This window comes from Rouxiella sp. S1S-2 (assembly GCF_009208105.1).
In the GTDB taxonomy this organism is placed as follows: Bacteria; Pseudomonadota; Gammaproteobacteria; order Enterobacterales; family Enterobacteriaceae; genus Rouxiella.
In genome coordinates this window covers 3,052,533-3,073,719 of record NZ_WFKL01000001.1, presented here as the reverse complement: position 1 = coordinate 3,073,719, position 21,187 = coordinate 3,052,533, and the positions used below count along the sequence as shown (strand labels likewise).

Sequence of the window (21,187 nt, the reverse complement as noted above, 5' to 3'; positions counted from 1 at the left end):
GACATCTATAAGGCTAGGTGTCCGGCTTAGCAAGCAGTGTAACCGCTTGTGTAAAATATAGGAATGGGCTGCATTTATTATTTTTAGCGCATTCATTATTCATTTTGGTTATAAGTCATCCGCCTGTGCGACGGGGTGCTGAGCCTTGTAGATCCAGATTTTTCAGTGATTTAGCTAAGCTAAAATTTACAGTACCTATACAATACGCCGCACGAGAGTCGAGATTACTGGTCTAAAATTAGTGTTTAGTCTTTTTAAGAAGGGATACTGCTATGCCGCTTTCACTCAATAACCTTTCCGCTATCAATAAAAAAAACGCTTGGCGTCTGATGCTGGCCGTGGGCGCGGTTTCACTTCCCGCATTGGTTTTCGCGCAGGCCGCAGGCAAACCGGTGCCTACTGTTGCGGTAAAAGTGCAGACTGAACTTACCGGGCTTAATCATCCGTGGTCTTTGGCATTTTTACCCGATAATCAGGGTGCGCTTATCACCGAGCGCGGCGGCAATCTGCGCCTGTGGCAGCCGGGTAAACCGATCTCTGCGCCCATTACCGGCGTGCCGAGTGTTTGGGTTGAAGGACAGGCCGGGCTGTGGGACGTGCGTATCGCCCCTGATTTTGACAAAACACGGCGGGTTTACCTGAGCTATGCCAAAAAAGACGACAAGGGACAGCCGCACGCCGAGCTAGGGTATGGAACGCTGTCGGCCGATGGGCTTAATCTTGAAAACTTTAAAACTATCTTTGTTGAAACACCGCCCCTTGAGAGCGGAATTAACCTCGGCGGTAAATTAGTCTTCGACCCACAGGGCAATATTCTGATGTCGCTGGGGGATAACAATCAGCGCATCGAGGCGCAAAATATCAATTCGCTGCGCGGCAAGGTCATTCGTCTGACTGCGGAGGGCGGCATCCCACAAGATAATCCGTTCATTAAACAATTGGGTGCACGTCCTGAAATCTATACCTATGGCAACCGAAATCCTCAGGCGCTGGCGTTTAATCCGTGGAGCGGCGATCTTTGGGAAACCGAACATGGCCCTCGTGGCGGCGATGAGGTGAATATTCTCAAGCCGGGGAACAACTACGGCTGGCCGCTGGCAACCTACGGTATTAACTATTCTGGTATGCCAATTCCAGAAGCCAAAGGCACCCATATTGACGGCATGGAGGACCCGCTCTATTACTGGCGTATTTCTCCTGGTGTCAGCGGCATGGCGTTTTATAACAACGCCAAATTCCCAGCGTGGAAAAATACCCTGCTGGTGGGCGCGTTAAAAGAAACCACGCTGATTCAACTCAAGGTCAGTAATAAAAGGGTGCTGGGCGAGAAGCGTATACTGACCGATTTGGGGCAGCGCATTCGTGAAGTGCAGGTAGGGCCGGACGGCTACGTGTATGTACTGACGGACGAAAGCGCCGGTAAATTACTGAAAATTTCGCCTAAATAACGTGGCTCAAAGGGCCTCGCCGAAGACGATTCGGCGAGGCAGGGAAGGTTAACGATTGTTTTGCTGTGATTTGATTAACGCCCACAGGCTGAGCAGAGCAACAATCATCAGGTAGTAGCTCGGCGCCAGGCTAGTTCCGGTGGCGGTAATGAGCAAGGTGCAGATGAACGGCGCAAAGCCGCCAAAAACGGTCACTGCAATGTTATAGCCAATAGCCATGCCGCTTGCGCGGGTGCTAACCGGGAACAGGTCGGCCATCATTGATGGCACCGCCGAGAAGTAGACCGATTTTAGCAGCGCCATCCAGCACACTAATGCAATCAGCGAGAACGCGCTGGTGTAGTGGGTCATCAGCCAGAAGCCAGGATAAATGGTAACCAGCAGCAAGATAAGCGAGCCCCACATCAACGGTAAACGCCCCACTTTTTCAGCCCACAGGCCCATTATCGGCGTAGCCACGGTGAGAATCACCCCTGCCAGCAGCGTAGCGGTGAAGGCAATTTGCCCCGAAAAATGCAGCGTCTTGGTCGCGTAGGTTGGCACGTAGTTCAGCATATAGTTGACCGCCGTTGACACCACCATCAGACCCACCGCCATGCACAGCAGAGACTTTTGATTGCCAAACAGCGTTTTAAGTGGCGATGCCGTTTTGTCAGATTTAACAAAACTCTCGGCCTCATCAATATTGCGGCGGATGTATAAACCCACCGGGCCAATCAGCAGGCCAAAGGCAAACGGCAGACGCCACCCCCAATCCTGAATCTGAGACTCGGACATCCACTGCGACAGACCCAGCCCGAAAGCCGACGCCAACAGCGTGCTGGCACCCTGGGTGGCGAACTGCCAACTGGCGATATATGCCTTGCGCTCTGGGAAATGCTCAACCAGAAAGGCCGTAGAGCTACCAAACTCACCGCCCGCCGAAAAGCCCTGAATCAGGCGCGCCAGCAGAATAAGCAGCGGCGCGGCCATGCCTATCGTGGCGTAGGACGGGGTCACCACGATAATCAGGCTGCCGAGAGTCATTAATCCGATGGAGGCCAGAAGGGAGGCTTTACGACCTGCGCGATCGGCAAAGGCCCCTAAAACGACCGCGCCAAGCGGGCGAATAAGGAATGAGACGCCAAAACTGCCGAACGTCAACAGCAGCGAAACGGTTGGGTCGGTGGTGGGGAAATAGGCTCGGGCGATATACGCCGCAAAAAAGGCATAGACCGCGATGTCAAACCACTCCAATGCGTTGCCAACACAGGTAACAAACAGCGTTTTGGTCAGGCTAGGTTTCACCGCCGTGCTGGCAGGGGTTGCTGAGGAGATGTGGCTCATTTTACACCGTCCTGAACAGCACTTTTGGCCGCGTGTTGATGGTGTGCCGCAAGCAGGCAGTTACCGCGACTGCCCAGATCCCAGAACAGACGTGTCATGATTTCCAGCCCTTCGCGGGCAATCGAAATCAGCATGTGCTCATCCACCGCGTGCTGTCCGCAGGCCGGGTATGAGTGCGGAACCCACAGCGTCGGCAGGCCCAAAATATCGGCAAACACTTCATTGGGCAGCGAACCACCGAGGTTAGGTAACAGCGCTGGTTTTTTATCGCTGCTTTGCTGCATCACGTCCAGCACCCAATCGACCAAGGGATCGGTAGGGTCGAATCGGGTAGCCGGTGACCCCCGCAGGAATTCAACCTCAACCTGCGGGAATCCATGTTGATCAAGGTGATTACGCACGTGCTGCTGCAGATTTTTCCAATCGGTTCCTACCACGAAACGCAGCTGGCATACCGCAGTGGCACTCGCCGGAATGGCGTTCATCGGCCGAGCCGGGTTGCCGGTTAAAAATGACAGCACTTCCATCTGGTTCCAGGCAAAAAGGCGTTCTGCCGGACTCAGACCCGCCTCACCCCAGTTGACGTCAATTTCAGGGTCGCCGGGCGTAGAGGCAACCTCAACGTCGGCAAGAATTTCACGAATTGCCGCGCTGACCGCAGGGGGTTTAAGAGCTGCAACTTGCATTTGTCCCTGTGGATTAATCAGGCAAGACACTGCGTTGGCCAGCAGCGTGCCCGGGTTAGGCAGTAGCCCGCCCCAGTTGCCCGAGTGGTAGTCTTTATCGCGTGCATTGACCGTGAGGCGAAAGTTAACCGCACCGCGTGAGCCAAGAAACAGCGTTGGGCGCTCGGCACTCAGGCGCGGTCCGTCGGAGGCCAAAAATATGTCTGCACGTAACGCTTCTTTGTAAGTATGGCAAATGTCGGCCAGCCCAGGGGAGCTTATCTCTTCGCCCATTTCGAACAGCAGCTTGCAGTTAAAGCCAAGTTTTCCGTCTCGTGCCGCAAAAACCTGTTCCAGCGCGGCAAGATTAACGCTGTGCTGCCCTTTGTTATCGGCACTGCCGCGGCCATACCAACGGTCGCCGTCTTCAAACAGCACCCACGGGTCGAGACCCTCACTCCAGTTTTCGTCGTCGCCAAACACCACGTCGCCGTGGCCATAGCTCAGCACTGTCGGCAAAGCCGGGTCTTCAATCAGGGTGGCAATAAGGAAAGGGCGGTTGGCTGCGTGAGGATTATCGAGAAGCTGCAGCTCAAAGCCCATGGCGAGCAGTGAAGGACTTATTTCCTGGTCAAAATAGCGCTGTAATAGCGCATCACGCTGCGTCGATTGACTCTCGGTCGCCAGCGCAACGCGTCTTGCTAATACGGCTTTGAATTCGCCGCGGTCAAACCAGCCCAGTGCCTGGTTCACTGCTTTTTCAACTGTCATAAAGTGTCTCGATGTTGTGTTAGTTATTTTTTTATGGGTTTTACCCTCTGGCTATCTAATAGAAAACTTACCTTTGCCACAATAATAATAATTGCAATGAAGCTTTGCTTTAATTATAACGCTGACATGCACAAAATAGAGGCATGCACGGTTTTAGGGCAAAATATGCACAGCACAGAAATTCGATATTTTTTGGCGGTGGCCAATACCGGCTCGCTCAGTGCCGCCAGCAAGCAGCTGTTTGTCGCAGTTTCAGCTATCAGCAGACAGATTCAGCAGCTTGAGGCACGCATTGGCGCCACGCTGTTTGAACGTCATGCACGCGGCATGGTGCTCAACGATGCGGGGCAGATTCTAGAGAACCACGTGCGTAAGAGCATGATGGATATGGAGTTTGCGATTGCCGAAATCCAGGGTCTGAAAGCGGTTCGCCGTACAGTAATCCGCATTGCCTGCACCGACGGTCCGGCATTTGATTTGCTCCCGGAGATGTTTGCCCGGTTCAGGGCCATTAATCCTGGTGTGATGTTTTACCTGAACGTTGGCACGGCAATGCAGGTTTCTGAAAATATCCGCAGTGGCGAATATGATTTGGCTCTGCAATTTAGCCTGTCGCCCGAGCGCGGCGTTGACGTATTGGCGTCTTATCCGGCCACCGTGCGTATGATAATGCGACCCGATCATCCGCTTGCGTATCAAAATCTTAAGCTCAGCGACCTGCATGCGTATCCGCTGGCGCTTAACGAACCCAGCAGTACCATACGCCAGCTATTGGATTTATCTTGTCGGATGAGCGGAATTTTTCTTGAGCCCGCAATGAGTTGTAATCGCTTTAGTACGCTGTACGATTTTATGCTGAGCACGCCGGGTGCCATTGTGGCCTGCAGCCATTTTTCGGTGCTGTTTAAGGCACGCCGAGACGGATTAGTGATGAAGTCGATTAACATTGAGCAATTGAGTCAGCGCACTCTGCAGCTGCAAACTCAGGCTGGCAAGCACCGTTCTGCGGCACTCAGCCAGTTTATTGAGTTCGGATGCGAATTACTTAACCGAGAGAGTGCCGCGTTTGAACGCGACTTTTACCTGTGAGGGGCGGCTTAAACGAGGTAATACGCATTAAGAGGCCACCGCCGCTCTCGCCGGGTGTCGTGACCAACTTAGGTCAGGCCAGCCTCTGTGTGCGGCAACCTCACGCAGTGCGCGACAGCCGTTGACTACGCTCGGTTTATCAACAAACTCCAGCAGTGGCAGGTCATAAATAGAGTCGCTATAGGCATACGTTTGTTTAAAAGACGGGGTGGAAGGCTGCGCGAGCCAGCTCTCTATGCGCCGTACACTGCCCTGATGAAAGGTCAACTCTCCGAGGGTATTACCGGTAAAACACAGGGCGCCCTCATTAACTTCTGGCTGCAGCGCAAAAACGTGTTCAACACCGAGCCGGCGGGCCACGGTTTTCACCAGATGCTCTCCCGACGCTGACACCAGCGCGATACAGTCGCCGCGCTCTTTATGCCAGGCGATTTGCTGTCTGGCCTGCGGATAAAGACGGGGTAAAATATCGCGATGAACAAAGCGCTCGACCCAGCCAGACACGGTAGAACAGTGATAACCGCTCATGGGGGCCAATGTCAGTGCAAGGTAAGAAGAGATAATGGCAGGGTCGGGCGGGGAGTCGCCATCGTGGCTGACAGCGTGCATATGTTTAAGGTGAGTATGCAAACTGTCGCGTGGCGTGTAGCCTTGAGAAACCAGCCAGTGCAGCCATAGACTGGCGCTATCATCGCTAATCAGCGTTTTATCGAGATCGAACAGCGCTAAATTCATAACCGAGTTCCCGCGTTTAATGACGACCTATTTTCAGGTTAGCGGAAATTTCTGTGAAGCGTAATACAGATTTAGAAAGTTTTTGTTAAACCTTGCCGCAGAATGGGCGAGCTGCCTAAACTGATTTTTACATGATTAATCGATTATGTTGATAAATCATTTAGATCTACCGGCTTCTCACCCGTTACCCTATGGCAGATCGTCAGGAAAACAGGGAGAATTTGGCAGAAATCACACAATTGCGTTATCCAAAGCCCACAAAAACGCAATTATGACTACTATTCAAAGAAACTTTACATTACAGAGGTTTCTTATCGACGAATAAAACGGTACTTTTTATACCGATAGAGTTCAAACCTGATTGAAAGATAAGATAAATTTCAGTTACCCGGACAGAAGCGCTAATAAACCTATGACAATCTCTTTCTTATCCAAACGGAACCTTCTTTGTACGTTCAGCGGCACCGTTTTACTGCTGACGTTTCCTGCTGCGCACGCTGATACCGCTCCGGCAAAAGCGGTCGAGCTGGCAGCCCCTTCAACTACGACTCCGGGCGCGCCAGCTGCCCCGCAAATTAACGCAAAATCTTGGGTGCTGATGGACTACGGCAGTGGGAAAATTATTGCCGAGTCACAGCCTGATGCGCGACTTGACCCTGCCAGCCTGTCAAAAATCATGGTCAGCTACGTGGTTGGCCAAGCGTTAAAATCAGGAAAAATTCACGAAAGCGATATTGTCACCGTCGGTAAAGACGCGTGGGCGACCGGCAATCCGGTGCTTCGTGGCTCATCGTTGATGTTCCTCAAGCCGGGCGATCAGGTTCCGGTATCAGAGTTGAACAAAGGCGTGGTTATTCAGTCAGGCAATGACGCCAGTATCGCGCTTGCCGACTACGTGGCCGGCAGCCAGGATGCCTTTGTTGGCCTGATGAATCGCTACTCTTCGCAGTTGAACCTGACCAATACCCAGTTTAAAACCGTTCACGGCCTCGACTCAGACGGTCAGTACACCTCAGCGCGAGATATGGCACTGCTTTCAAGAGCGCTTATCCACGATACTCCTGATGAATATGCGATGAACAAGGAAAAAGAGTTCACTTTTAATCGCATTCGTCAGGTTAACCGCAATCGCCTGCTGTGGAGCACTAATCTAAACGTTGACGGTATCAAGACCGGCTACACGTCTGGCGCAGGCTACAACCTGGTGTCGTCGGCAGTGGACTCCACCGGTATGCGGTTGATTGCTGTAGTAATGGGCGCACCGAGTGACCGTGTTCGTTTTAGCGAAAGTGAATCGCTGCTGACTTGGGGTTTCCGTTTCTATGAAACCATTACTCCCATTAAGGCCGCCGATGCCTTTACCACGCAGCGCGTTTGGTTTGGAGCGGATAAAACAGTCCCGCTTGGTGTAGCCGAAGACGCCTCATTGACCTTCCCGAAAGGCCAGCTTAAAAACCTGAAGGCGAGCTTTACGCTGACCAAGCCGCAGCTTGAGGCACCTATTACCAAGAATCAGGTGGTCGGCGCGATAAACTTCTCGCTGGATGGCAAAGTGATCGACAGCCGTCCGCTGGTGGCGAAAGCCGATGTCCCTGAGGGGGGGTTCTTTAGCCGCATTTGGGACTTCGTGATGATGAAAATAAGCGGTCTGTTTGGCAGTTTCTTTGGCAAATCAGGCTAACGGTTTCGACAGTCTTAAATAAAAAGGCGAGGAATCATTCCTCGCCTTTTTTTAATTATTCCTGAACCCAGCCTTTGCGAATGGGCAGAGCAAAACTAAAGCGATAAATTTTTTCGAGCACGGAGCCGATTTGCGCACCAAACAGGTTCCAGACCAGTTGCGAGAAAAGGCAGCCGAGCATACCCACCAGAAAACCACCCAGCATATCCATTGGCCAGTGAACGCCCACATAAACGCGTGACCACGCAATGCCAATGCCGATAACCAGCAGCACTAAACCTGACCACAGACGATGCCAAAACAGGAAGGCGAGGGCAAAGGTGAAAATCGCCGTGCCGTGGTCGCTCGGAAAGGAGCTGTCCGGACTGTGATGCAGGAAATTAAAGCCAAAACCTTCTACGAACGGGCGGGCGTGGGGGAATAGCTCGGATAATGTCTTGGCGCAAGTCATGGCAAAAATCAGCGCTATCGCCGTTTTGCTGACCAGCTCACGTTGAAAAGCAATGTGATGATGACGGCCCCAAAGCCAAAGCCCAATAATTAACACTGGTACGATAAAAATCATGTCGTTTGCCAGGAATAACGCAATGTCCAGCAGCCACTTTGGCGAATCTGGCGTCGCATTAATCCAGGTAAACAGCATGTGGTTAAGCTGTTCCATTTATACCCTCATCTTTTGGTCGGCAAATAGGCGCCGAAAATTGTTTACTGCAAAAATTTTACTGCAAATTGACTGACATAATGACCTTGTAAATCAAATTCAGTTCAACGTTAAAGCCTAAGATACAGAGGGTAAAGAGTGTGACAAAATATAAATGCACCTTATTTAAGCTCTGTATAGGTTATGAATCGCATTGATATTACTCGATTTAAATTAAGGAATACTTAAGGAGAGGGGTGGGGTGGCTATTTTTCGTGCACGTTTAAAGAATAATCTTAATGTTGATGCATATAGATGATCGAATAAAAAACGGACAACGTTAAATTTGTCCGTTTATAGGTTTGCGCAGTAAGCCTCGGTCAATAATTAACGTTCAGATTGACAAAACTCGGCAGTGTTCATTACACGCGCTATCGGGCCATTTAGACAGGCATTGTGGTGGGCAATAATATCGGCAGCAGAAAGCTGGGGAGTATTAATACAGCTGTGCGCATCGGCGATTAAAATAGGCTTAATCCCCAAAGCCAACGCTGAGCGACAGGCAGTGTCAACGCAGTATTGGGTTTTGAGGCCAACAATCACTGCCTGGTCAATCTGCTGTTGGTGAAGTAACTCTGCCAGAGGTGTGCCGTCAAAGCAGCTGGCGCGGCTTTTATCAATGAAAATATCGCGCTCGGCATCCCTGTTCAACTCGGGAACCACATTCCAGACAGCCTCCCCGGCCGCGTAAGGCGAGCCTGGGGGACCGGCATGGCGCACAAAAAACACCGGGCGACGGTGCTGATGAAAATGATCAATGAGCTGATTAATGTTGCTCAGCAGTGCCTCGCGGCCAAAGGGCAGTGGCTCCAGCGAACATTGACCGATTTGCATATCGATGACCAGCAATGCCTGATTTGACGAAGTATTTTCCTGCATGGTTTTCTCCTTGTTTAAGCCGGCCACGTCAGGATAAAAAAAAGCCCTGCCGTTTTCGGCGGGGCTTCAGTTGTCATTTATACAGCGCGCAACAACCTACGACCCACCAGTGAGGGGCGTTGTTGTCGTAGTGGTGAACTTGTTAGCGCGATAAGTATTCATTCTTTGAATATGTCACTGGCAGTTTGGTTCGTCAAGTTCGTCAGTAAACTTATATTAGGAAACATTTTCTTAACGTTATCCGCCGGTGAAAATCGGTTTGTTGAGGTCGAATGGAGAATTAGAGCGTGAATTTCGACAAAATGGCAGTTTACTTAAGGCACCGATTTTAGTGCCTGCATTGCATCACACGCCATCGTTGGCGATCATCTTTGAACAGCGAGTATTCAATGGATTTAAAAACGCTTACTACTTACGACCAGAACGCCGAACACTATGCGCAGGAATGGGAGTCTCAACCCGCAGGCAATGACCTGAGGGAAACGGTTAAAAAATTCTTCACTCAAGGGCCAACCATCGACGTTGGCTGTGGCAGTGGCCGAGACGCCGCCTGGCTTTGCGCTAATGGCTACCCCACCCTTGGCGTTGACGCCTCTACAGGTTTATTAAATCAGGCCCACGCACTGCATCCGGAGCTTATCCTTGTTCATTCGGCACTGCCGGCGTTACCGGGTATTGAAGAGCAATGCTATGAAAATGTGCTGTGTGAAACGGTGATTATGCACTTGCCGGTTGATCTTATTGAGTCTTCTGTGCAAAAACTGCTGATGCTGCTCAAGCGTCAGGGCATACTCTATTTAAGCTGGCGGGTGACCGAACACCAAGATAGGCGCGACGAGAAAGGCCGGCTGTATGCGTCTTTTGATGAAAGAGTGGTGATCAACGGACTGGTCGGCGCACAGCTGTTGATGGATGAGAAAGTGGTGAGCGAATCTTCAGGGAAAATCATTCGCCGCATTGTGGTCAGAAAAGATTGAGTTACGATTTATTATCAACAAGTGAATTTTATAGGGAACATCGGACACATGTATCAACTCTATTATTGCCGTGGAAAAGCCAGCCTGACGCCGCATATGCTGCTTGAAGAACTTAACGTTCCCTATGCGTTGGTGCCTGTAGACGTAAACAACAACCAGCATAAAAGTCCGGCGTATTTAACGCTTAACCCTGCGGGGAAAATTCCTCTGCTGATCGATAACGGCGTGGTTATTTCTGAAACAGCGGCTATTTGCCTCTACCTAATTGATAAACACCCTGAGAAAAATCTTGCCCCGACGGTCGGCACCGTTGAGCGTGCAGAGTTTTATAAATGGCTAATTTATCTCACCAATACACTGCAAACCGAGCTGATGATTTATTTCCGTCCGCAGAAATACAGCCTGATTGATGATGTCAACATCAAGCACAACGCCTACAGGAATATTGCCGCTATGCTCGATATTATCGAGGATGCGCTGGTGGCAAATCACGCAGAAAATAAAGGGCCATATTTACTGGGGGAAAAATGTAGCGCAGTGGATCTGTTTATTTTAATGCTTGCCCGTTGGACCCGCGATTTTGCCTCTCCGGCACGTGCAAGGCTTCGCTTTAGTGAATATTTACAGCGGGTATCAAGCCGACCGGCGGTGTTACGTACTTTTGAGGCTGAAGAGATTCATTCTCCTTATTATTAGAATAATGTAATTTTAAGGTAATTTGTGTAACTTACTGTTTAATAGATCTAAATTTATGGGTTTTCATGATCTTATTTGACGAGAATATGAATAAATCGCACAAATTAATCGTACTAAAGGTCGTTTGTCTGATAGTCTCATTTGATAGTTAAAAGTGTATATTTTTACTTAAGTGATAAATGCCGCGTAGGGACGTTTATTTTAGGTTTTACACCTCATACTTCCTTATGAGGTGATGTGTCATTATGAGGTCCATTATAATTATGAAAATAGTCACTGTGTGTCGGTCCGGCGGCGAGTATACGGCCAGGCATGTACAATGGATACATGACCAATTGCCCAAAGGCTATGATGCGGTGTGTTTTTCAGATATTGAAATTCCTGGCGTAAATACGATTCCATTTAAATATAACTGGCCAGGTTGGTGGTCAAAGATTGAAATTTTTAATCCTGAAGCAATAGATGATGATATTTTTTATCTTGATCTGGACACGGTTATTGTCGGCGATATAACAAAACTACTCGCCAATAAGAAAATGGCTATGCTTGCTGATTTCTTTTTTCCCGCAGAAACTAAAAACTCCTCCATCATGTATATTCCCAAAGAAATGAAGTCAACAGTGTGGGATACCTTTTTACGCTACCCCGAGATGTTTATGAAGTCTCACGCTGGGGGAGGCGATCAAACCTTTATTACCGCCTTACTGCCTCAAGCTGTTGACTGGCAAACGCTGTTTCCGCGCTCAATAGTCAGTTATAAAAAACATGTGGTTAAGAAGCATAGGAAACTTGAACATGCGACGGGCAACGGAGAAATACCCCTCGGGGCAGAGATAGTTTGCTTTCACGGTAAGCCCCGCCCGTGGGATTGTGGCGAACCATGGGTACCCGTGCTCAAATAAGTGGATGTACTTATGGCGTGATGTGTCGCTCAACCGCGAAGTATAATAACGATGATGAATAATTTGGCCCTGTAAGGGCCTGTACAACAATACTCCCCGCTATTATTCTTCGTCCGCCAGGCGTTCCTGATATTCACTAAATGCCTGAAGCACGGTTTCGCGTTGCTCTAAGTCTTCGAAACATAACTCTGGCAGCATTTTGACCAGTCCAACCATGCGTCGTGCATAGCCATGCTGGCATTGCCCATCGGGTAACAGTTTACTGGCTCTGTCGTACAGCCAGTCGCTGTAAACCCAAGATTGCTCAACAATCTCCAGCAGTTCTTCGGTAATGCGATCGCCGGTGACCTCAGGATATTTCAATTCGTTGGCCATTCTCTGGCTGTGATCCTCGATGGTCATGAACTGTAAAATGCGCTTTAGGTCGGTGACGACGGCGGCAAGGCGAATATCGCTTACGCCGCTCTCGGCTGAAAGCTCGAAGGCGAGGGCGCGGATTAGCGTCTTCATTTTACGCTTACGATCCTTCAACTTGCTAAACTGAGAGAACCAGTAATTGAGACCAGACTGACGGTCGGCGGCCTTCTGATAAAGACGGCGCAGTTCACCCAGTGCAGCACGGTTAAGGTTGCCAAATTCAAGACTGCCGAACAGTTGCAGCAGCCAGTCTTCGTCTTCCATCGCCTTATTCAAGGCCTGTTGCAGTTTTTTACGTCGCGCAGGAGAAATATTTTCCTCATTGAGCATGCTGCCAAGCATCAAGGCTATTTCACCCGCGTCGAGATCGTTGCGCTTCATTGAGTTGAGGAGGTCATCAACTTCGTCCGATTCTTCAACGCTGCCAATACGACTGCGTAAGTCTTTAATCTGGTCATCGCTAACATCGCCGGCTTGTTTAGCGAGTCTTTGTACCATGCTGCGCGGTCTCGAACGGTCGGAACCTCCCGGCCCGCTTGAACCGCCGCGTCCTCTGCCCGGTGATGAGCCGATGGTGAAACCGATGTTTTCCTGTGTCTCGTACATGGCTTCATCGGTAGGAAACGCGCCTTCCATTTCCATAAATTCCGGCTCAAGCGCGTATTTCGCCAGCTCCAGTGCTGAATTTGCCGGAGAGATTTGCGTCGCCTTGATGTTGGCGGCTCTTAACGGGGAATGATTAATGGCATGTGCAGTCGCGTTTGGCGGGGTGTGAACCGGTGAACGGACAGCGGAAGAGTCAATCTTAATCTGCATAGTAATTGTCCTCACTCATTTTAAGCAGGCGAGCGAGTATGGATTCCAACTGATCTTCGAGATTGATAGACAGAGACACCAGTGGCGTTACTAGCCTTGCCTCACCCAGACCCAGATGTTCATTCATTTTGACCTGCAAAGCGGGATAAGAGGCAAACGACAGCCGCAGTTCTTCCCACTGTTCCGGGCAGACAAAAAGGGTGCCTGCTTCTTCCTGCAGTAATTTATCCAGCGTATCTCGCAATCGGTCAAGCAGCAGGCGGCAGTTATCTTGCTGCACATAAAATTCTTTGAACACCTGTGCCAAAATAGTGCGCATTTTCGGCTCTAGACGTCGGATAATATCGCTTTCCAACTGATGTTCTGAAATTAGCCACTCTACGGCGTCAGCGACGGCCTCACGACGGTGTAAAGGGGCATCTTCTGCCGCCCAAACCTCACCCTCCTGCCTGGCGGCTTCGCGTGCTTCGGCACAGTGTTGCTCTATATCCTCTAGATATTCCTGTGCACTGCTGCGCAGCGCCAACGCGTCATGCTCAGCGCGGTCGATAATATCGGCGGCCTGAGTGTAATCAGCGAGAGTGCTGGCCGATATTATCGGCCCGTCGTAAAAACTGCCTGACAGCTGTTTGACGACAACATTAAGTCGGCTCATATGAAACGTCCTATACGCAGTAACCAGGGCACCGGCGAGCCTAATGTCGGCACGGTTTCGCAGGAACCCGGTGTGAGGAGAAATTGCAGGGCATTACAGACCTCACAGTGGTCTGCCGCCGTGCGCAACCACGCGCTGCCTGTTTCCTGCGCATGATCAACCAAGTCTTCTGGACTCAGGCTGGCGGGCTGTGGCGAAGTAAACGCTCCCAGCGCCAACAGCTGATCGCAGCCGCGTGCGCCCAGCGTCTCTGAGAGTACACGTCGATAACTGCCCATCATCAAATAGTCTGGACAGGATATCGCCAGCAATCCCAGCGCGGTGCAAAGGCGGGGGAGGCGGTCAGTCAGCTGGAGTAATTTTTGCTGCTCGAGGGTCAGAGCCGCAGGAAGTTGGCTTAGCGGAAACCCCCGACGTGCGGCAATAAGCCGGTCAAGCAGCGGGCGAATACGTGGATGCTGCTGGTAACTATTTTGCCAGGCGGCCAGCGACAGAGAAGTCCACCAGCCGTCGTCCATCCATTTCCCCCCTTGCCAGGCGAGCTGATGCAGGCGTTTTAGCGGCTCGGAGAGAGTATTGCTCATGCTGTTTTCATCCGGCGACGGTATGCCAGCCAAATGAAGGCACCCGCTGCGGCCAACAGTGTAAATATCACCCCAATCCACGGCGCCCATTTACGCAGCGTGGACTTTTCAACAACCGCTGGCGGACGCTGATAGCGATAATCGGTGGACTGCAGGACCACGGAGATGTTTTCGGCCCGCATGTTGGGCACGCCCTTAAATATCAGGTTTCTGATATCGCCTTCGCGACTGAACATATTGATCCCGGGCGAAAATTTTATAAACACTGAGGCAGAGGGAATAGGTACATCACGACGATTACTGGAAATACTTTCCGCTATCGACACCTGAGCACTCACGACGCCGTCCATTGCCCGCAGCATTTTCTCCAGCAGCTGTTCTTTGAGATAGTTTATCTTCGCCTGCTCCTGAACGGGTGAGGTAACGAGCTGGCCCGCCGGGAATATCTCATTCATACTGTCGGTCGGTTTAGCGGGCAACCCGTGCTGGCGCAATACCTCTACGGCGTCAACGAACTGCGATTGTTCGACTCTAACCGTCACGTTATTTTCTTTTACCACCTGCTTTTCACTGTCAATATTACGCAGCATCAGCAGGGCCAGCATCTGATTCGCATCGGCTTCTGTCAGACCACTGTAGAGATCGACCTTACAGCCGGTCAGGCACAGCGCCAGGAGAGAGAGCAGGACATAGCGGCCGAAATAACCTTTCATTGCATGCTCGTCAGCTTGTTAATACCCTGTGAAAGTGAGCCTGTAACTTTCGCAAGCAGGTCCACCTCGAGGATTTGCCTGGACATGGTCGACTGAACTTTCATCATCAATTCGGGACTATCAATCACTTCACTGGTTGCACGTGAGTTCGACTTTGCCTGAGCAAAGGTGGCACTTTTATCCTGTAATGCGCTCGCGGCCATTTCTTCCGGCGTTGAATTTTCCTTGCCAAACAGCGCGCGAGTAAATGCTTCGATATCTGCGGCTTCTGGCACGGCAGACACGGGTTGTGTGGCATCAAGGCTGGTGTTTACGGTATTGAGTGTGGCGGCGGTGATTTCCATAAATAAACTCTCTTTAGGTGGCATACGAATAAGTGAAGGGTCAGTGCGTGAGTGCACCGCTGGTTATCAGGCGGCGCAATATTTCGGCATCCGGCGAGGCATTGCCTTTCAAAGTCAACGCGGCGGCCTGGCTTTCTCCAAGTCCAATCAGCAGCGTCGCTTTAATAATTTTCACTGCCTCATGATTTTCGCTAAGCTGCGGCAGTGCGGCCAAAAGGGTACGCGCCTGCGTATGAAAGCCGTGATTGACCGCCATCAGGCTGGTTTCAACCATCAGTCGGCGGAGTGATGCATCAAGCGGGATCATATTTTTTGAATTATCCCCGAAAGCATATCTTTGACAGCCTTCATAACGGCACTCTCATAGCTGACGAAAATCGAGTATTGCTGAATCGCAAACTGTGCTTTCAGCATTTGGGCGGGATCATTCATGTCGGTGGCAGTCACTTTCGACTGAACTTCATTACCTGCACTTTCTACCAGTTGCGAAAGCTGATTAGTTACTGCTTCAATATCCATTGTTGTTCCTCACATTCTTAATTCGTTAACACTGTCTTGACGTTTATATTCCCGCACCTGTTTCGGATTACAGCTGTAGTGGCGACGAAACGTATCGGTAAAATGGGCATGATTCGAAAAACCGCACTCCAGCGCGATATCAATAACGCGTAGCGGGGTGGTAATCAGCAGATTTTTGGCATGTTCGAGCCTGCGCTCTAATAGCCAGCGTTTGGCTGGTTTACCGTAGGTGTCCTGAAATAGCTGGTTGAATTTACGTAAAGGTAAATCTAAGTTTTCGGCTATTTGCGAAATGGTCCACTGCTGAAGAAAGTTTTCTTCAATAAAATGACAAAACTCTTTATTACCTGAAATTCGCTGGCGTAATAGCGCTGAGAAATAGGCTCTTTCGCGGGTCAGGCAATAGGTGTAACAAAATTGAAGAAAACTGTCTGCGGATAAAGTCGCGAGCGAATAGAGCACCTCTATAACAACGCGTTCCGCACCCACCGTTTTAATGAGTTCCTGACTCAGTGTTTGTTGTACGTTTGAATCAAGCAATTCTGTTACTGATGAATAAAGTTGCTGCAGGTCAGCACAAAAAAAATCGATAATAATTGTATTGGAACTTTCGATTTTACGGACCATTTTAGCGTGATTGTCAGTAATTATCAGGCTGTTAGCCGGAAAATCATGCAACTCCCCTTTATGCGAAAAAGATATCGCGCTTTTCGTTACGATAAATCTTATTGCTGGCATCGTATTTTCCGTTAGTTAATTTTTAATACGTATTTATTTTCTTCTATATGCGATTTAGAACACATCAGGTATTGACCTGACATTGGCGGTTGGAGAGAGGGGGAGTTGAATTGGGTAATAAAAAAGCAGGGTGAAAAAAAACAGAAGTTTTTGCACAAAACCGGAAGTTTACTTTTATTGAACCGCTAGTATGGCCCCACTAACAGCGCAGCAGGGAGCGAAATTACTTAGGAAAGCGTTGTGAAAGAGTATCTATCAATTAACAGGAAATATGTAATGAGCCACATTGATACAGGTCGTGTAAACACAGCACAAACTACTTCAGCTACAGAGAAGACTGGCGTTCAGAAGAACGATTATCTGATGGCAATGAAAAACCACTCAATCATGGGCGACGCAATGGTCACCATGGAAGAGATGATGCTGATGTTTACCGAATTGGCTGCTAAGAAGTTTGAGCAGATGAGAGAAAAAACCAACGTTGGTCGTGACGCTTCCGAAATGGCCTCAAGGGTTGAATCAGCACTGGCGGGTATTGCAACGGCAGACGGTACCGCGACCCTTGATAAAGATATTCTTGAATATATTAAAGAAAATAACATCCTGGTGAACAATAAACCGCTGGAAGATTTCCTCGGCGGTGCTAAAAAAGATAAAGACGCCGGCAAATTCGCTATGGCGACCAAATCTTCCCCAGTAAGTGGTGCTGCCGGTGAGAATGCAGAAGAAGTTGCAGCAGCAGGCAATACTACCCGTCCGTCCCCTGCAGCGCCATCAGCCGATGGCGATTCTGAAGTCGAAGGCGGTGCTGCTGGCGGTTTAGATAAAAAAGCACTGAAATCCATTCAGAGCACCCTGGAATCAGCATCAACTCGTGCTACTGACTTCGTACAGCAAGACCAGTTGAAACTGCAACAGCTTATGCAGAGCTTTAACACCGCGGTAGCAATGGCTAACGCCGTACAGAGCATGAACGCAGAATCGACTAAAGCTATCGCTCAGTCAATTCGTTAATAATTTTTCTTAATCGACGATTATGAGTAAAAAGTTATTTAGCAGTAAATGAAAAAAGTAAAAGAATAAAGCGGTCAACCGTCGGCAGGGAATTCTCTGTCGGCGACATAAAACGGAAAGTAAATAAAAGGAATTACCAATCATGTCAAATATCAACAACGAAAATGTAAGTGTACTCGCCGATGTAGCAGTCGCGGAAACGGATATTTCCAAAAACGATCTCGATTATCTTAAAGCAATACAAAATCACTCGATGATGGGCGGCGCGATGGTCACCATGGAAGAGATGATGCTGATGTTTACCGAACTGGCCCAGGGCAAATTTAAGCAGATGCAGGACAAAACCTCGGTAGGCCGTGACGCCACCGATATGGCTAACCGCGTTGAAGGCATTATTGCTAAGCTAAAAAACGGTGATGCGGTTGTGCAATTACCGTCAGACGTTATCGCGTATATGAAAAAGAATAATATTCAGATCGGCGGAAAATCTGTTGACGATTATTTGTATAACGCGACCACTGTAGGTAGTACGAAAATTAATATTATTGTTGCTCAGAATGCAGTTAAGTCAGCCGTTGCTAAGCTCGAAAACGCTAAGACACCAGAAGATATTGCTAATGCAAAAACAGGGTTGAAAGCCGCTGAAGCTGGTCTTATTTCTGCGTTGAGTAAGGTGAATTTTAACAAAGCCGAACTCGAAGAAGTTAAAGGCGCACTTGAATCAACCGCCACTCGCGCCACCGACTTTGTGCAAAGCAGCCAATTAAAATTACAACAGCTGATGCAGAGTTTTAACACCGCGGTGGCGATGGCCAACGCCGTGCAGAGTATGAATGGTGAATCGACTAAATCGATTGCCCAGTCAATTCGCTAATTAATAAGCTAAATATAAAATCGGCGGAAAGGATTTTTCTCCGATTATTTAAAAACATTTATAAATTATTTTAAAAGGAATTAACACCATGTCTACCGCTATTAATGAAAGCGTTAATGTATTGAACGCTGGCGAAGTCGCAGAAACGGATATTTCCAAAAACGATCTCGATTATCTTAAAGCAATTCAAAATCACTCGATGATGGGCGGCGCGATGGTCACCATGGAAGAGATGATGCTGATGTTTACCGAACTGGCCCAGGGCAAATTTAAGCAGATGCAGGATAAAACCTCGGTAGGCCGTGACGCCACCGATTTGGCCAACCGCGTTGAAGGCATTATTGCCAAGCTGGCAAGCGGTAAAGACGTCGGCGAATTGCCGCAGGACGTGATCAAGTACATGAAAGATAATAACGTTCTGGTCGGTGGGAAGTCCATTGAAGAGTACCTTAAGTCTCATGGACATACTGATGCTGAATGGAACCTGTTGTATTGGAATGATACAGAGCGTCTGGCTCCTGAACACCGAAATGATTCTGAGAGAGTAAATAGGGAAATAGCCGCATATACAAAAGCAGTTAAAGATGAAGGCGGTGATCCTGAGAGTTTATATAAAAAAAATGGTGTTAACCTGTCAAAAGCCGAACTCGAAGAAGTTAAAGGCGCACTTGAATCAACCGCCACTCGCGCCACCGACTTTGTGCAAAGCAGCCAATTAAAATTACAACAGCTGATGCAGAGTTTTAACACCGCGGTGGCGATGGCCAACGCCGTGCAGAGTATGAATGGTGAATCGACTAAATCGATTGCCCAGTCAATTCGCTAAGTAATAAGCTAAATATAAAATCGGCGAAAAGGATTTTTCTCCGATTATTTAAAAAACATTCATCAATTATTTTAAAAGGAATTAACACCATGGCTACCGCTATTAATGAAAGCGTTAATGTATTGAACGCTGGCGAAGTCCCGGAAACGGATATTTCCAAAAACGATCTCGATTATCTTAAAGCAATGCAAAATCACTCGATGATGGGCGGCGCGATGGTCACCATGGAAGAGATGATGCTGATGTTTACCGAGTTGGCGCAGGGTAAATTTAAGCAGATGCAGGATAAAACCAGCGTAGGCCGTGACGCCACCGATATGGCTAACCGCGTTGAAGGCATTATTGCTAAGCTAGCAAGCGGTAAAGACGTCGGCGAATTGCCGCCGGACGTGATCAAGCACATGAAAAATAATAATATTCTGATTGGTGGTAAATCTGTTGACGATTATTTAATGGGAGTAAGCGGGGACAAAAATTTTATATTTGATCTCAGTAATATAGAGGCGTGTGTTAGATATTATGATACTTTGATACGTGAAAATACACATTCACCAGAAAAAATTGAAGAATATAAGAAAGACTTAGAAGGATGGAAGAATAAACGTGATGACAAATATAGTAGCGTTAAGTTAGATAAACACGAACTCGAAGAAGTTAAAGGCGCACTCGAATCAACCGCGACGCGTGCCACTGACTTTGTGCAAAGCAGCCAATTAAAATTACAACAGCTGATGCAGAGTTTTAACACCGCGGTAGCGATGGCCAACGCCGTGCAGAGTATGAACGGTGAATCGACTAAATCGATTGCCCAGTCAATTCGCTAATTAATAAACTAAAGATAAAATCGGCGAAAAGGATTTTTCTCCGATTATTTAAAAAACATTCATCAATTATTTTAAAAGGAATTAACACCATGGCTACCGCTATTAATGAAAGCGTTAATGTATTGAACGCCGGCGAAGTCCCGGAAACGGATATTTCCAAAAACGATCTCGATTATCTTAAAGCAATTCAAAATCACTCGATGATGGGCGGCGCGATGGTCACCATGGAAGAGATGATGCTGATGTTTACCGAGTTGGCGCAGGGCAAATTTAAGCAGATGCAGGATAAAACCAGCGTAGGCCGCGACGCCACCGATATGGCTAACCGCGTTGAAGGTATTATTGCCAAGCTGGCAAGCGGTAAAGACGTCGGTGAATTGCCGCCGGACGTTATCGAGTATATGGACAAAAACAACGTTCAGATCGGTGGCGTATCAATTAAAGAGTATTTGAAGGCCAATGGTCATGAACCTGTAATGACACCTGAATCTAAAAAAATTCAGGATGAAATTAATAACATAATTAAACAATTAGAAGCCGTGAGTAAAAAAGACGGCAAATTGACTTTAGAACTGTTCAAGGCCCTTGAGGCCCTTGAAAATAAAAATATCATTGTCAATGGTAATAATATCTATTCATCTATCACTGGTATTTTAAAGGGTGATGATGCAAAAGGATATACTGCTACAGCCGGTCGTATCGAGGAAATTAAAACTCTTGTAAAAGATAATATTCCACCAAAACTTGCCTATAAAGAGGTTAAGTTAGATAAGTTCCAGCTAGAAGAAGTTAAAGGCGCACTCGAATCAACCGCTACGCGTGCCACTGACTTTGTGCAAAGCAGCCAATTAAAATTACAGCAGCTGATGCAGAGTTTTAACACCGCCGTGGCGATGGCCAACGCCGTACAGAGTATGAACGGTGAATCGACCAAGTCGATTGCTCAGTCAATTCGTTAAGTAATAAGCTAAATATAAAATCGGGGGAAGGGATT

24 protein-coding genes are annotated in these 21,187 nt (G+C 48.6%); 11 read left to right on the top strand and 13 right to left on the bottom strand.

What is annotated here, in order from left to right; genetic code table 11:
* Positions 1-272: 272 nt before the first annotated feature.
* Positions 273-1,448: a PQQ-dependent sugar dehydrogenase gene (locus tag GA565_RS14245; RefSeq protein ID WP_226950971.1), complete on the top strand. Its 1,176-nt coding sequence runs from the start codon at positions 273-275 to the stop codon at positions 1,446-1,448.
* Between the two features lie 48 nt (positions 1,449-1,496).
* On the opposite strand, the gene GA565_RS14240 is transcribed toward GA565_RS14245, so the two are convergent.
* Both GA565_RS14240 and GA565_RS14235 read right to left on the bottom strand, forming a co-directional pair.
* A complete protein-coding gene (locus GA565_RS14240) occupies positions 1,497-2,774 on the bottom strand; it encodes an MFS transporter (RefSeq protein WP_152199001.1) in 1,278 nt (425 codons plus the stop codon).
* On the bottom strand, positions 2,771-4,210 hold the full coding sequence (locus tag GA565_RS14235; protein ID WP_152199000.1) for a M20 family metallopeptidase: 1,440 nt from the start codon (positions 4,208-4,210) through the stop codon (positions 2,771-2,773). Before GA565_RS14235 ends, GA565_RS14240 begins: the two co-directional genes overlap by 4 nt.
* A 165-nt stretch (positions 4,211-4,375) precedes the next feature.
* On the opposite strand from GA565_RS14235, the gene GA565_RS14230 reads away from it, so the two are divergent.
* Positions 4,376-5,299 carry a LysR family transcriptional regulator gene (locus GA565_RS14230; protein WP_152198999.1) on the top strand — a complete coding sequence of 308 codons (924 nt, stop codon included), beginning with the start codon at positions 4,376-4,378 and terminating at the stop codon, positions 5,297-5,299.
* A gap of 27 nt (positions 5,300-5,326) precedes the next feature.
* On the opposite strand, the gene GA565_RS14225 is transcribed toward GA565_RS14230, so the two are convergent.
* Positions 5,327-6,034 (bottom strand): HAD family phosphatase, encoded by a 708-nt coding sequence (locus GA565_RS14225; protein WP_152198998.1) that lies wholly within the window; start codon positions 6,032-6,034, stop codon positions 5,327-5,329.
* 412 nt (positions 6,035-6,446) lie between these two features.
* Here GA565_RS14225 and GA565_RS14220 point away from each other — a divergent pair, with 412 nt between their 5' ends.
* Positions 6,447-7,715, top strand: a complete 1,269-nt coding sequence (locus tag GA565_RS14220) for a serine hydrolase (protein ID WP_152198997.1) — start codon at positions 6,447-6,449, stop codon at positions 7,713-7,715.
* Positions 7,716-7,770: 55 nt separating this feature from the next.
* Here the strand turns inward: GA565_RS14220 and ybjG are convergent, their stop codons facing one another.
* Complete coding sequence (gene ybjG, locus GA565_RS14215) at positions 7,771-8,376, bottom strand: undecaprenyl-diphosphate phosphatase (RefSeq protein WP_152198996.1); 606 nt, start codon at positions 8,374-8,376, stop codon at positions 7,771-7,773.
* A gap of 366 nt (positions 8,377-8,742) precedes the next feature.
* Positions 8,743-9,294 (bottom strand): isochorismatase family protein, encoded by a 552-nt coding sequence (locus GA565_RS14210; protein WP_152198995.1) that lies wholly within the window; start codon positions 9,292-9,294, stop codon positions 8,743-8,745.
* A gap of 389 nt (positions 9,295-9,683) precedes the next feature.
* Here GA565_RS14210 and GA565_RS14205 point away from each other — a divergent pair, with 389 nt between their 5' ends.
* The 3 genes from GA565_RS14205 (at position 9,684) to GA565_RS14195 (ending at position 11,869) form a co-directional block, all read left to right on the top strand.
* A complete protein-coding gene (locus GA565_RS14205) occupies positions 9,684-10,271 on the top strand; it encodes a bifunctional 2-polyprenyl-6-hydroxyphenol methylase/3-demethylubiquinol 3-O-methyltransferase UbiG (RefSeq protein WP_152198994.1) in 588 nt (195 codons plus the stop codon).
* A gap of 48 nt (positions 10,272-10,319) precedes the next feature.
* Positions 10,320-10,967, top strand: a complete 648-nt coding sequence (locus tag GA565_RS14200; protein ID WP_152198993.1) for a glutathione S-transferase family protein — start codon at positions 10,320-10,322, stop codon at positions 10,965-10,967.
* Between the two features lie 263 nt (positions 10,968-11,230).
* Entirely contained in the window at positions 11,231-11,869 is a 639-nt protein-coding gene (locus tag GA565_RS14195) for a hypothetical protein (protein ID WP_152198992.1), read from the top strand.
* Between the two features lie 102 nt (positions 11,870-11,971).
* On the opposite strand, the gene sctW is transcribed toward GA565_RS14195, so the two are convergent.
* Genes sctW through GA565_RS14155 form a run of 8 tightly spaced genes read right to left on the bottom strand, consistent with a single transcriptional unit; the run spans position 11,972 to position 16,655 of the window.
* A complete protein-coding gene (sctW, locus tag GA565_RS14190; protein ID WP_152198991.1) occupies positions 11,972-13,102 on the bottom strand; it encodes a type III secretion system gatekeeper subunit SctW in 1,131 nt (376 codons plus the stop codon).
* The gene (locus tag GA565_RS14185) at positions 13,092-13,757 is read right to left on the bottom strand and encodes a hypothetical protein (protein WP_152198990.1); all 666 of its coding nucleotides are present in this window, start codon (positions 13,755-13,757) and stop codon (positions 13,092-13,094) included. The genes sctW and GA565_RS14185 overlap by 11 nt, the downstream gene beginning before the upstream one ends.
* Positions 13,754-14,341, bottom strand: coding sequence for a type III secretion system domain-containing protein (locus GA565_RS14180; protein WP_152198989.1), 588 nt, complete (start codon positions 14,339-14,341; stop codon positions 13,754-13,756). The genes GA565_RS14185 and GA565_RS14180 overlap by 4 nt, the downstream gene beginning before the upstream one ends.
* Positions 14,338-15,054 carry a type III secretion system inner membrane ring lipoprotein SctJ gene (sctJ, locus tag GA565_RS14175; protein ID WP_055780199.1) on the bottom strand — a complete coding sequence of 239 codons (717 nt, stop codon included), beginning with the start codon at positions 15,052-15,054 and terminating at the stop codon, positions 14,338-14,340. The genes GA565_RS14180 and sctJ overlap by 4 nt, the downstream gene beginning before the upstream one ends.
* Positions 15,051-15,398 (bottom strand): type III secretion system inner rod subunit SctI, encoded by a 348-nt coding sequence (gene sctI, locus GA565_RS14170; RefSeq protein WP_055780196.1) that lies wholly within the window; start codon positions 15,396-15,398, stop codon positions 15,051-15,053. Before sctI ends, sctJ begins: the two co-directional genes overlap by 4 nt.
* A 40-nt stretch (positions 15,399-15,438) precedes the next feature.
* Positions 15,439-15,705, bottom strand: coding sequence for an EscG/YscG/SsaH family type III secretion system needle protein co-chaperone (locus GA565_RS14165; RefSeq protein ID WP_055780193.1), 267 nt, complete (start codon positions 15,703-15,705; stop codon positions 15,439-15,441).
* On the bottom strand, positions 15,702-15,917 hold the full coding sequence (gene sctF / locus GA565_RS14160) for a type III secretion system needle filament subunit SctF (RefSeq protein WP_055780189.1): 216 nt from the start codon (positions 15,915-15,917) through the stop codon (positions 15,702-15,704). Before sctF ends, GA565_RS14165 begins: the two co-directional genes overlap by 4 nt.
* Before the next feature lie 9 nt (positions 15,918-15,926).
* On the bottom strand, positions 15,927-16,655 hold the full coding sequence (locus GA565_RS14155) for an AraC family transcriptional regulator (RefSeq protein ID WP_055780187.1): 729 nt from the start codon (positions 16,653-16,655) through the stop codon (positions 15,927-15,929).
* Positions 16,656-16,931: 276 nt separating this feature from the next.
* Here GA565_RS14155 and GA565_RS14150 point away from each other — a divergent pair, with 276 nt between their 5' ends.
* From GA565_RS14150 to GA565_RS24805, 5 genes are all read left to right on the top strand, one after another.
* On the top strand, positions 16,932-17,669 hold the full coding sequence (locus GA565_RS14150; protein WP_152198988.1) for a hypothetical protein: 738 nt from the start codon (positions 16,932-16,934) through the stop codon (positions 17,667-17,669).
* Between the two features lie 142 nt (positions 17,670-17,811).
* Positions 17,812-18,543 carry a hypothetical protein gene (locus GA565_RS14145; protein WP_152198987.1) on the top strand — a complete coding sequence of 244 codons (732 nt, stop codon included), beginning with the start codon at positions 17,812-17,814 and terminating at the stop codon, positions 18,541-18,543.
* A gap of 88 nt (positions 18,544-18,631) precedes the next feature.
* Positions 18,632-19,369, top strand: a complete 738-nt coding sequence (locus GA565_RS14140) for a hypothetical protein (protein WP_152198986.1) — start codon at positions 18,632-18,634, stop codon at positions 19,367-19,369.
* Between the two features lie 89 nt (positions 19,370-19,458).
* Positions 19,459-20,193 carry a hypothetical protein gene (locus GA565_RS14135; RefSeq protein ID WP_152198985.1) on the top strand — a complete coding sequence of 245 codons (735 nt, stop codon included), beginning with the start codon at positions 19,459-19,461 and terminating at the stop codon, positions 20,191-20,193.
* A gap of 89 nt (positions 20,194-20,282) precedes the next feature.
* Positions 20,283-21,152 (top strand): hypothetical protein, encoded by an 870-nt coding sequence (locus GA565_RS24805; protein ID WP_226950970.1) that lies wholly within the window; start codon positions 20,283-20,285, stop codon positions 21,150-21,152.
* Positions 21,153-21,187: the final 35 nt, after the last annotated feature.